9 protein-coding genes are annotated in these 11,777 nt (G+C 51.8%); 5 read left to right on the top strand and 4 right to left on the bottom strand.

Annotated features, from left to right (window positions below):
* A complete protein-coding gene (locus QUF18_RS02375; protein ID WP_434547412.1) occupies window positions 1-735 on the bottom strand; it encodes an MgtC/SapB family protein in 735 nt (244 codons plus the stop codon).
* Between the two features lie 453 nt (window positions 736-1,188).
* On the opposite strand from QUF18_RS02375, the gene QUF18_RS02370 reads away from it, so the two are divergent.
* The 4 genes from QUF18_RS02370 (at window position 1,189) to QUF18_RS02355 (ending at window position 4,940) form a co-directional block, all read left to right on the top strand.
* Entirely contained in the window at window positions 1,189-1,419 is a 231-nt protein-coding gene (locus QUF18_RS02370) for a hypothetical protein (RefSeq protein ID WP_289384901.1), read from the top strand.
* On the top strand, window positions 1,416-1,586 hold the full coding sequence (locus QUF18_RS02365; protein WP_289384899.1) for a hypothetical protein: 171 nt from the start codon (window positions 1,416-1,418) through the stop codon (window positions 1,584-1,586). The genes QUF18_RS02370 and QUF18_RS02365 overlap by 4 nt, the downstream gene beginning before the upstream one ends.
* A gap of 278 nt (window positions 1,587-1,864) precedes the next feature.
* Complete coding sequence (mgtA, locus tag QUF18_RS02360; protein WP_289384897.1) at window positions 1,865-4,576, top strand: magnesium-translocating P-type ATPase; 2,712 nt, start codon at window positions 1,865-1,867, stop codon at window positions 4,574-4,576.
* A gap of 73 nt (window positions 4,577-4,649) precedes the next feature.
* Entirely contained in the window at window positions 4,650-4,940 is a 291-nt protein-coding gene (locus QUF18_RS02355; protein ID WP_289384895.1) for a hypothetical protein, read from the top strand.
* Between the two features lie 49 nt (window positions 4,941-4,989).
* Here the strand turns inward: QUF18_RS02355 and QUF18_RS02350 are convergent, their stop codons facing one another.
* Window positions 4,990-6,426 carry an aldehyde dehydrogenase family protein gene (locus tag QUF18_RS02350; protein ID WP_289384893.1) on the bottom strand — a complete coding sequence of 479 codons (1,437 nt, stop codon included), beginning with the start codon at window positions 6,424-6,426 and terminating at the stop codon, window positions 4,990-4,992.
* A gap of 484 nt (window positions 6,427-6,910) precedes the next feature.
* On the opposite strand from QUF18_RS02350, the gene cueR reads away from it, so the two are divergent.
* Window positions 6,911-7,354, top strand: a complete 444-nt coding sequence (gene cueR / locus QUF18_RS02345; RefSeq protein ID WP_289384891.1) for a Cu(I)-responsive transcriptional regulator — start codon at window positions 6,911-6,913, stop codon at window positions 7,352-7,354.
* 4 nt (window positions 7,355-7,358) lie between these two features.
* Here cueR and QUF18_RS02340 read toward each other — a convergent pair whose 3' ends face one another.
* Together QUF18_RS02340 and QUF18_RS02335 are read right to left on the bottom strand one after the other, a co-directional pair.
* The gene (locus QUF18_RS02340) at window positions 7,359-9,419 is read right to left on the bottom strand and encodes a sensor histidine kinase (protein WP_289384889.1); all 2,061 of its coding nucleotides are present in this window, start codon (window positions 9,417-9,419) and stop codon (window positions 7,359-7,361) included.
* A gap of 180 nt (window positions 9,420-9,599) precedes the next feature.
* Window positions 9,600-11,684 (bottom strand): LTA synthase family protein, encoded by a 2,085-nt coding sequence (locus QUF18_RS02335; protein ID WP_289384887.1) that lies wholly within the window; start codon window positions 11,682-11,684, stop codon window positions 9,600-9,602.
* Between the last annotated feature and the right edge of the window lie 93 nt (window positions 11,685-11,777).

The following is an 11,777-nucleotide window of genomic DNA, read 5'->3' as shown; positions in this document are numbered from 1 at the left end:
TCAATAATCTATATCCCCGTCATCAGACGTAACATAACGCCAGCGCACTGAAGTCACCAGCGGCTCCAGACTTAAGCGTCCGATAATCTGCTCAAGCAGCGGATCCTGATTATTATCTGCACGAAACAGTGCATTCACCTCAACGCGGTTGCTGTCTTCAATATTGGTGCTTTCCAGATCCTGAATATGCAGCACCGTACCAAGATCGCGCAGCAGGAGCGAGCGCACATGCGCCTCCGCATCGCCCATACAAACAATGCTAACGGAATAACGGCTGTCAGATTCTGCGCCACTCGCCGGTTGCCGGTCGATCAGATGTACCAGCGGACGCAAAAACAGATTCACACTGATGATAAACAAAGTGGCAATGGCCGCATGAAGATAGAAGCCAGCGCCACACATCACACCAACAGCCGCAGAACACCACAGCGTTGCAGCGGTATTCAGCCCGCGGACGTTAAAGCCTTCTTTAAAGATAATACCTGCGCCCAGAAAGCCGATACCGGAAACAATCTGCGCGGCCACACGGGTCGGACTGGTATCGCCGTCAACCAATGAAGCAAACAAGACAAAGGTCGCAGCACCGATCGCCACAAGCGTATTGGTGCGCAAGCCCGCAAGGCGCTGACGCCATTGCCGTTCAAACCCGATAATACCACCCAGCACAAAAGCTGCTGCCAGTGCAGTAAATGTATGCAAAAGACTTTCAACTGAAACCATAATCTGTCCTGCCATTTTCGTCTGTATTCCGATAGCAGCTTTATTCCGCAACTATATGAAGGTTTGCTCCATCAATAAAATTCGTAAAATTCAGGCCGTTTCTGTCTGTTTTTGCTACATAAAACAAGCTTAACCTCTGAGAATATACTTTGGTATATCCGCATAACACCTAATCATATTGAAACAGTCTTTGTTCATAGTTGAGGCGACAGACCATCTGTTTTAAACACAGGTCAGGACAGTTCAACTGTTCAATCACCGGTTTCAGCGCGTGATCTGATCTTACAGGATCAGTCAGGCGCTCTGAAACCACATCTCACGTGCATTTCTCCTGAATACTCAGGATGCACCCGAAAGGATCCCGTTCCTAAATGCCAAGCGACAGTAGTCAAATAACCAAGCCGCAGCAGCAACCGGACTGAACCCTTGCAGGTTTCACCCGTGCCGTTGCGGCTAACGAGGTGAAACATGACCTATCCAATTCTCAACATGGCGCAGATTCTGTGCGCATCCCCGCTCAATGGTGATACACGCCGGTTTGTCCGCTCATCCCGCCTGCCAAAACTGGCTGACGGACCGGATGTGATTGCCGTCATCGCTGACGGCGGAAACCGGCCGGTTGCCCGCTGGGTGCGTAATCCGCAAAACCGCAAACTGGAATGTATCTGGTCTGCGGTATCAGGCGGAGCACAATCATGAGCATTCTCTTCGATATTCTTATGGTCTTCGGCTTCACGCTGCTGATGCTTGCCGTCAGTTTTATCCGCGTGCAGGCCAAAGCAGGTTTCTATGAGCCTTTGCTCAAAACGCAGACAACAGAAGAACTGCCCCTTGATAATGGAGATATCTATGGACGACGACAGTAGTCGGTGGCTGTGTGCGGTCTGATAGCGGGAACCACCCCTCCTGCTTTCAGACCGCATGCAGCCACTCCCCCACAAAACCAGACAAGTAAAGATCGGCACAGAGTTTTGCGCTTTCTACAGCACAATTCCTTAAACTTGAATCAGTTTAAGAAATTATGCTGTAGATACAAAGTACTAGAGCGACCTTTGTGCGCCCGACAGGGCGCACGGCGCTCTAAACGCGGAGCGGCTCTGTGCTGCCATTTTTCAGCGATGCTCTGTCATCGCGGGAGTATCTCATGAACAAACCGCTCAAAAATACCGCCTTTCAGGCGGATAAAGGCGACCGGAAACTTTCATCCCGTGCGATGAAAGAAGCCCGTAACAGCCTTGAAACCACACTCGCCAATCTGCGCAGCGATCAGCAAGGGCTGACCAATGCCGAAGCAGCCCTGCGTCTGCAAGAAAACGGTGCCAATGAGGTCGCTCACGATAAGCGCCCTCATGCCCTGATCCAGTTGCTGCAAGCCTTCAACAATCCTTTCATCATGGTATTGATGGCGCTGGCTGCCATAAGCTCTGTCACCGATATCTGGCTGCCGATGCGCGACGGCGATGAAGTCGATTATACCGGTGTGAGCATTATCGTCATTATGGTTGTGCTCAGCGGTTTGCTGCGTTTTTGGCAGGAATACCGCTCGGGCAAAGCCGCCGAATCCCTCAAGGCTATGGTGCGCACAACCGCCACCGTTCTGCGGCGCAGCAGCGGCGGCAACACACCGGAACGCCATGAAATTCCGATGCGTGATTTGGTGGCCGGTGATATCGTGCTGCTGTCTGCCGGTGACATGATCCCTGCGGATATCCGTCTGATTGAATCGCGTGATCTCTATGTCAGTCAGGCTGTTCTGACCGGTGAAGCGCTGCCGATTGAAAAATACGACACGCTGGGTTCCGTTGCCGAAAAATCTGCCGCCGCTACCGCTACTGACGAAGCAGATATGCTCGATCTGCCGAATATCTGCTTCATGGGTACCAATGTAGTGTCCGGCACAGCAACTGCCGTGGTGGTTGCCACCGGCGCACGCACCTATTTCGGCTCGCTGGCCAAAGCCATTGTCGGTTCCCGTGCAGAAACCGCTTTTGACCGCGGCGTAAACTCCGTCAGCTGGCTGCTGATCCGTTTCATGCTGGTGATGGTGCCGATTGTGCTGCTGATTAACGGCTTTACCAAAGGTGACTGGGCAGAAGCCTTCCTGTTTGCTCTCGCCGTTGCCGTCGGTCTGACACCGGAAATGCTGCCGATGATCGTGTCTTCCAACCTCGCCAAAGGTGCGGTTGCGATGTCACGGCGCAAAGTGGTGGTGAAACGCCTCAACGCCATTCAGAACTTCGGCGCGATGGATGTGCTCTGCACCGATAAAACCGGCACGTTGACACAGGATAAAATCATCCTCGAACACCATGTGAACAGCAAAGGCGAGCGTGACGACCATATTTTCCGCCTCGCATGGCTGAACAGCTATCATCAGAGCGGCATGAAAAACCTGATGGATCAGGCCGTTATCCGGTTCTCCAGCGGTCTTGGCGATGTGTTGCGCTCCGCCTCATTCTACCGCAAGATTGATGAACTGCCGTTTGACTTCATCCGCCGACGCCTCTCAGTCGTTGTGGAAGGTATTCACGGCGATCACCTGCTGATCTGTAAAGGTGCCGTGGAAGAAATGCTCGCCATTGCCACACAGGTTAAAGAAGGCACGCAAATTCTACCATTGGATGATAAGCACCGTGCGGAACTGACCTCATTGGCTCGCGCCTACAATCAAGATGGTTTCCGTGTTCTGATGATCGCCACCCGCGATATTCCGCAAGGCTCGACCAAGCCGCAATATAGCCAGAACGACGAATGTGAACTGACCGTTGAAGGTTTCCTGACCTTCCTCGACCCGCCAAAAGAAACCGCCGCTCCTGCCCTTGCCGCTCTGCGCAACAATGGTGTGGTTGTCAAAGTTCTGACCGGCGACAATGAGATTGTCACCACCAAAATCTGCCGTGAAGTCGGGCTGGAACCAGGCATGCCGGTGATGGGTCGTGATGTCGAGAAAATGGACGATGCCACCCTGCGGGTTATCGTTGAAGACACCACGGTTTTTGCCAAACTGACACCATTGCAGAAATCCCGTGTTCTCAAGGCACTTCAGGCCAATGGCCATACTGTCGGCTTCCTCGGTGACGGTATTAATGATGCGCCGGCGCTGCGCGATGCCGATGTGGGTATTTCTGTCGACAGCGGTGCCGATATTGCCAAAGAATCCGCCGATATCATCCTGCTGGAAAAGAGCCTTATGGTGCTTGAGGAAGGTGTTATCAAAGGTCGTGAAACCTTCGGTAATATCATCAAATATCTCAATATGACGGCTAGCTCGAATTTCGGTAACGTCTTCTCCGTACTGGTTGCCTCTGCCTTCATTCCGTTCCTGCCAATGCTGGCAATCCACCTGCTGATCCAAAACCTGATGTATGACATCTCGCAGCTGGCTCTGCCCTGGGACAAGATGGACAAGGAATTTCTGAGCAAACCACGCAAATGGGATGCGAAGAATATCGGCCGCTTCATGCTCTGGATCGGACCGACCTCTTCGATCTTCGATATCACGACTTTCGCGCTGATGTGGTATGTTTTTGCTGCCAATTCGCCTGAAATGCAGTCCCTGTTCCAGTCCGGCTGGTTCATTGAAGGCCTGCTGTCCCAGACCCTTGTCGTGCATATGCTGCGTACCCAGAAAATCCCGTTCATCCAGAGCACCGCTGCTTTGCCGGTGATGCTGATGACCACTCTGGTGATGGCAATCGGTATTTATATTCCGTTCTCACCACTGGGTAATGCTGTCGGCCTCGTGCCGCTCCCATGGGAGTATTTCCCTTGGCTGGCCGGTACGCTCATCAGCTACTGCATCGTCGCACAGGGTATGAAAGCCATCTATATCCGCCGCTTCGGCCAGTGGTTCTGAGTTTGGGGTTCTAGACTGAAATTACGGGCAGGTTGTTCTGCCCGTAATCTTTCATAACAACAGGATATGCCTCATGACCTTTATCAACCGGCTATCTCCCCTCTGTTTTCAGGCACCTCTGCCACGAAATCAGCCACCGCGCAAAGGGCGGAAATCCGCACCGCGATTTCAGCATAAACCACCCAGAAAACTCGGCTGGTTCGCCCGTTTGCTCTGCCTGTTTCTGCTCAGCCTGTGCGGTCTTATTCAAACTGCCACCACATTTCTGCTGCGTAAGAAACGTCTGTCGCCTAGGCGGCGGAAACAATTATTGGCCTATTATGCCACTCTCAATGAAGCCGCGATCCGTATGTTACGGCGCTAAAAAAACGGAGAGGTTGCCCTCTCCGTTTTTCCTTGTCTTACCGGTTGTCTCAGCCAGCCAGCGTATAAGCGGTTTTAACGGTCGTGTAGAATTCTGCCGCATAACGCCCCTGCTCACGCGAGCCGTAGCTGGAACCTTTACGACCACCAAACGGCACGTGGAAATCCACACCCGCTGTCGGCAGATTGACCATCACCATGCCTGCATCGGAGTTGCGCTTGAAATGCGTTGCATATTTCAGGCTGGTTGTTGCAATGCCGGAAGACAGGCCAAATGCTGTATCATTGGCTGTTGCCAATGCTTCTTCATAATTCTTCACGCGGATAACACTGGCCACAGGGCCGAAGATTTCCTCGCGGGAAATGCGCATCTGGTTGGTGGCCTCTGTGAACAAGGCAGGGCGCAGATAGAAGCCCGGTGTGCCGCGTTCCAGCTGCTCACCGCCAAAGGCCAGTTTCGCACCTTCCTGTGAACCAAGCGCAATGTAATCCAGATCCTGTTTCAGCTGGCTGTCATCCACCACAGGGCCGATATGGGTGCCGGATTTCAGAGCATCATCAATCACCAGCGTCTTCATACGCGCAACCAGTGCATCCACGAAGCGGTCGTGAATACCTTCCTGCACAATCAGGCGGGACGATGCTGTGCAGCGCTGACCGGTTGAGAAGAAAGAGGAATTAAGCGCGGCATCAACGGCCACATCCAGATCGGCATCATCCAGAATGACAAACGGATTTTTACCGCCCATTTCCAGCTGGAACTTACGGTTATGAACGATAGAAGCCGCAGCAACACGCTGGCCGGTACCGGTGGAACCGGTGAAGGTCAGTGCATGTACATCCGCACTGTCCAGAATAGCCTGACCAACAACCGAGCCCTTGCCCATCACCAGATTGAGCACGCCTTTTGGCAGGCCTGCGCGGTGCAGAATATCAACAATTGCATGAGCGCAGCCCGGCACCAGATCAGCCGGTTTAAACACTACGGTATTACCATAGCAAAGCGCCGGTGCGATTTTCCATGACGGAATGGCAATCGGGAAGTTCCACGGCGTAATAATACCGACCACACCAACCGGCTCACGGGTCACTTCAACACCGATATTCGGGCGAACCGACGGCAGAACTTCACCGGCAAGGCGCAGAGCCTCATTGGCAAAGAAGTCGAAAATCTGTGCGGCACGCATGGTTTCGCCAATGGCTTCCAGTAAAGTCTTGCCTTCTTCCCGTGCCAGCAAACGACCGAGTTCTTCTTTGCGCGCCAGAATTTCGTCAGAGGTTTTGCGCAGGATCGCATGGCGCTCCATGATGCCGGAGCGTGACCATGACGGAAATGCCGCCTTGGCTGCTGCAATCGCGCTCAGCGCATCGGCCTGCGTGGCACGGGCATATTCACCCACCACATCATTGGTATCAGACGGACTGATATTCGGGATCGCCTCGCCGCCAACCCATTCGCCATTGATCAGATTTTTATGCAATGTCATATCCTGCAAACTCCCCTTTGCGTGTCACCCGAATGTTTCAACTTATTGGCTGCATATACGTATATGATGCATCAAACTAATATGATTTTTCCACCGCTGACTATGGCTGAGGCCGTATCAAGCGATGATCATTCGGAATGATCGTGATATATCAGTAATTATATGAAGTTTTCGACGCTGTCACTACATAATATTAGTTTGAAAGCCAAATGGTCAGCTCTTTGATAAGCTGCAGTCAAACCTATATAATAGTGACCAGAGCATAATTCCTGAAACCTAGAGCGTGTTGCGTTTAATCGTATCCACTGCGCTCGCTCTAGGTTCATTTAATTATTGCATGTTCGCGGTAGCTCAAATGAATACATTTGAGCGCGACATGCTTTAGATCAGTGTAAGGAAAATTATGCTCTGATTTGAAAGTGTTAGAGCGGGTTTTGTGTGCCAAGTCTGGCACACGGCACTCTATGACTGATCGGAGCGACTCATGATAATCGGCGAGGCAGAAAAAGCATCCGGCATCTCCGCCAAGATGATCCGCTACTATGAATCCATCGGGCTGATTGATCCGGCCAACCGCACCGCATCCGGCTATCGCGTCTATTCGGATCGCGATGTGCAAAATCTGCGCTTTATCCGCCAGTGCCGCGATCTCGGCCTGTCGCTGGAGCGGATCAAACTACTGCTCAATCTCTGGCGCAATGATCAGCGTGCCTCGGCAGAGGTCAAGCAAATTGCTTTAGCCCATGTGGCTGAACTCGAAACAAAAATCGCCGATATGCGCTCCATGGCCGATACTTTGCAGCAATTGGCCGACCGCTGCCACGGCGATAATGATCCGAATTGCGCTATTATTGATGCCCTGTCCCTGCAAAACCAGATGATTGCAGAGAATAAGCATAATTGCAGCAAAACCGGTGCCAAGAAATAGTGATTTAGCCCTGCTCCTGTCCGCTCTCCTGCCCACTCTTCTGCTCAGCCAGATCAGTCAGATCGGGCAGTGGCAACTGAATGATGCAAATGAGGCCTTCTTTCGCCCAAACCTCTTTAAAAGAACCCTGCATTTGCACATCAATGCTCATTTGCTTAAGGCGGGAACCAAAACCACGCGTTAAAGGTTCCTGCGTAATTTCAGGCCCATGGATTTCGAGCCATTCAATCGTCATGAACGGCGCCTGTTTCGACAACCGGATTTCCACATGCCCTTGCGGCACGGATAAAGCACCGTGTTTGACTGCATTGGTCACCAGCTCATGAAAAACCAGACTAATCGGCGTGACATGCCCGACAGGGCATAACAGCGCCTCGCCCGTAATGCGAATACGTTCCTGATCAGCAAAACCGTAGGGCTCCGCTAAACGGCTCAGCAATTCATTCAGGGAAATATGTGTCTGCGGACTAAGCGCCGTCGTATTATTCTGATAGGTCAGCGTAAAAGCACTGGCGAGCGCTGTCATCCGCTCACGCATCTGCCTGACATAATCCTGCACATCCGTTTTGCCCCGCGCCGATAAATTCATCAGGCTGATGATAACCGCAAACATATTTTTCAGCCGGTGGTTAAGCTCCTGCGCCACCACCTCGCGCTGTTGCAATGCCATTTGCTCCGCTGTGACATTAACGAGTAAACCAAGCACAGAGGGTTTGCCGCTATCCGTGTAAATACGGCGGCCAATACCTGTCACCCAGAGTGGATGCGGCTGATCTTCATCACGGATACGGAAAGTTTCCCGCACGATCTCACCGGATTGCAAGGCTTTGCCCATTGCTGTTTCAACGCGCGTCCTGTCCTCATCATGCACCAGTGGCATGAAATCCGTATCAAAATTGATTTTATGCCTGTCCTCAAATGCCAGCATATGGCTGGCACGACCGTCCAGTGTGACACCGGCATCATCAGGACTATATTCCCATACACCGATATTGCCCGCATCGAGCGCCATTTGCAGTCGCAATTGTGCTTCCAGCAGTCTCAGTTCTTTGCTGCGGTTACGCTTATCAGCCTCGGCCAGCGCGTCGCTGACCACATCCAGCTCAACAATACCTGATTTCAGCGGTTTAACCGCAGGTACATCACCAACAGCTTTAGCCTGTGCGGCCAGTTTTCGTACCGGTCGGGAAATTCTACGGCCAAAGAAACCAGCCAGAACCACACTCAACAGCACAGTCCCGACGAGCAGCAACACGAAATAAGCAAAGGCCAGCCAGACCGGCCGGTTCAGCTCCGCCCGATTAACGCCGATTGCGGTTCTCCAGCCACTTAAATCAGAGCGGATATAATAACCGAAAACCTCATTGCCATCGAGAATTTTACCGCTCCAAAAACCCTCCGCATCCCGCGTAACGGCTCGCAAATTATCCGGTATCAGCTTGCCCGTATAATCCTTGCTGTTGCTACTGCGCGCCAAAACCCTGTCATTCTCATCAACAACAAAAGCCGTCCAGTTTTTATGGATATCACGCATATTCAAAATATCGCTGATCCGCTGGGCTTCCATCGTCAAAGCAAGGTAATATTGCACCCTTCCCTCAACCAGAACCGGACGCAACACCGTAAAATAATAAGGATCTTCCTGTCCGGCACGCATGAGGCCGCTCACATAAGTCGGTTTCTCAGGGGAGACATTTTGTAAGTCTGCCTTTGTCAAAAGCGGGATATCCGCAATATGTGCCGTATCCGACGACACAAGCAGCTTCGCTTCCGGATCATAGATCGTCATCACAATATTCAGCTCAGCCGCCATATCCCGCAATGTCGTTTGCAGAATATCAAAACGGCCGTTTTTTAAAATATTGGAATAGCTGATGATTTCAGCCGCACGCTGTAGTCCGTAAATTTCGCGGTCAATAGTAATGGACAGAGCTTGTGTGACATCTAATGTCTGGTTTTCAATGCGGGTTCTTTCCTGCACGACCAGCAGCCACAGAAAAAAGCCTGACAAGAAGATCAGCGGAAGCAACAAGACCAGCGCAAATTGCGTAAGATGCCGCTTCAAATTCGCTCTCCCCTGATCGGTTCATTTTCCAAACAAAAAGGCAAAGCCTCCCATCAGAAAAAAGAACGATACTCGCAATCTTTGATCAAAGATAAAAAAATTATCAAATCATAGCAAGTACGTAAAAACCACAGGAATGAAGCCAAAACCGAACTGGTTACTGATCTGGCAGAAGCGTTTTTAATATTTCGTTGATGTAACCTGCTCTTTATTATCCTGATCGGTCACAGCATAAGTTCCGGCACTCAAAAACGGAAAAATCTTTTCCTTTGAATAGGTATTGCCGAACATCATGTCATATTGCACCTGACGATAATCCTGCAAAATCTGCGGAAGAACCGGTTGCTGCATCCAGCCTGCATGCGGCGTGTAATCCTTGTCCAGCAGCATATGGCCGTCAATCACACTATATTCCTGATGCACTTTACCCAGAAAACCGGTGTAATAAGGGTGCTGAAGACCTGCCATTTCCAGAACGTACAGCGGCAGGAAGGACGGACTGACGGTTCCCACACCACGCAAACTATTGGTGCGGCTTGACCACAGAACCAGCGGGGTCTCATGCTGCGCCATCATATGATCGGCAGTATCCACACGACTGGCCGCGCGGGTTTTCATGAAACCGCTTTCGACATAGACATCACCCAAGGGTGGCAGATGATCGCCGAAAAACACAATAATGGTTTCCCGTTCGCGTTTTTTCGCCCAGTCCATTAACCGCGCCAGATTGATATCCGCATCCTGCGCGCCTTGCGCATATGACCGTACCGAACCTTTTGAAGCCTCGCTCACAGCGCTGCCTGCATCGGTTACAACTTTAATCTTGCTGTCCGGATAGCGGCTCGGTGCATAAGGACCATGCCCCTGCAAAGACACGCCAAACAGGAAAAGCGGCTTTTCAGCCTCTTCAGCGGCACGGATAATCTCGCTGGTGAACTCTTCATCCGAGGCGAGATGGCCTTTTTTCATCAGTTCCGGCAGATTTTCCTCTGACAGGAATTTATCAAAGCCGAAATTCTCATAAACCGAACCACGGTTCCAGAACCACTGGCGATACGGGTGCAAGGCACGCGTCTCATAACCCTGCTCTCCGAAGAAAGAGGCCAAAGACGGAACAGGCCTGCGAACATATTGCTGGTAAGGAATACTGCCATAAGGCAAAAACGCATTGGAGAAACCGGTCAGCGCCTCGAACTCGACATTCGCGGTCATGCCGCCGAATTCCGGCGAGAACACATGGCCGGACTGGTTTGCGCGCACATTTTTGATCGGGTCTTCATCAAAGGCGACACCCGGCAGACGTGAGGGATCCCAGAAGGATTCACTCATAATCATAATCACATCCGGCTTGTCATCATTACGCATAGCAACCGGAACGATCGCTTCCCCATGCGTACCGGCCACGCCGCTCAGGTCGCCATCGGCATCTGCAGGGAACAAATATTCCGCGATGCTTTCAATCCGTTCCTGCGAATAACCATTGGGCGCAGACACATTGGCCATAGGAATATTAAAGATAAAAGCCACAACCAGCCCGTTATGGGCGTAATTTTCCTTCTGATCCCACATCATCGGCACAATACCCATGCGATCACGGATATAAGAGAAGCTCGAATAATCAGAAACACTGCCAAACCAGACCAAAACCGGCAAGGCAACCGCCAGCCGTGCGCCCCGTGCTGCCCAGCTGAGTTTTGGCATTGAGCGGCGGAAATAGCGCCAGCAAAAATACAGTCCCGCAATAGCTGCGAGCAATGCCAGCACGATCAGCACCGCATCCAGCGGGCGGTCGCGCACCAGCAGCGGCATCAGATCAATCACCTGTCGGCTATACAGCAGATCGCTGGGATAGAGCGGATCTCCGAGATACATGCCCTTCTGTTGGCTGAACCATGCAAAGCCAAGCAAAACCGGCGCAACAATCATCACGCCCTGCCACAAGCGCCCAAGCAATCCGTCCAGCAGCAGCATAGTCAAAAAGACCAGAGCCAATGTCGTCCATAACGGGCGGTGGGAGAGCGAGAAAAACTGTTGCCATGAGGCAAAAGAACCACGCATCAGCCATTCCGTCAGCATCAGCACAGATACTGTGATGATCGCAGAACCACACGCCGCAATCAGCGCCCGCCACACCCAGTGTCTGCGTCCAAAATATGCGCGGAACCGCGCTGTTCCGGCCGCAGATTCAGGCTTAGCCCCTTCATGAAGCTTATCTTCAGAAAAGGATGCAGCGTGCGGGGCACTATGGGTGGCAAGATTGCTCAATGATAACTTCCGGAATAAGCAGGAACATTTTTATCCCTGCTGCGTTACCCCTCCGCACTCACCTTTATTTTCTGATCAACCGGTATTTTTTAC

The organism is Pseudochrobactrum kiredjianiae, assembly GCF_030362795.1.
Lineage (GTDB): Bacteria > Pseudomonadota > Alphaproteobacteria > Rhizobiales > Rhizobiaceae > Pseudochrobactrum > Pseudochrobactrum kiredjianiae.
This window is presented reverse-complemented; position numbering and strand designations above follow the sequence as displayed.

Excerpts from the sequence above, each read along its gene's own strand:
- QUF18_RS02375 (WP_434547412.1), bottom strand. The coding sequence starts at position 735 with ATGGCAGGACAGATTATGGTTTCAGTTGAAAGTCTTTTGCATACATTT.
- QUF18_RS02370 (WP_289384901.1), top strand. The coding sequence starts at position 1,189 with ATGACCTATCCAATTCTCAACATGGCGCAGATTCTGTGCGCATCCCCG.
- QUF18_RS02365 (WP_289384899.1), top strand. The coding sequence starts at position 1,416 with ATGAGCATTCTCTTCGATATTCTTATGGTCTTCGGCTTCACGCTGCTG.
- mgtA (WP_289384897.1), top strand. The coding sequence starts at position 1,865 with ATGAACAAACCGCTCAAAAATACCGCCTTTCAGGCGGATAAAGGCGAC.
- QUF18_RS02355 (WP_289384895.1), top strand. The coding sequence starts at position 4,650 with ATGACCTTTATCAACCGGCTATCTCCCCTCTGTTTTCAGGCACCTCTG.
- QUF18_RS02350 (WP_289384893.1), bottom strand. The coding sequence starts at position 6,426 with ATGACATTGCATAAAAATCTGATCAATGGCGAATGGGTTGGCGGCGAG.
- cueR (WP_289384891.1), top strand. The coding sequence starts at position 6,911 with ATGATAATCGGCGAGGCAGAAAAAGCATCCGGCATCTCCGCCAAGATG.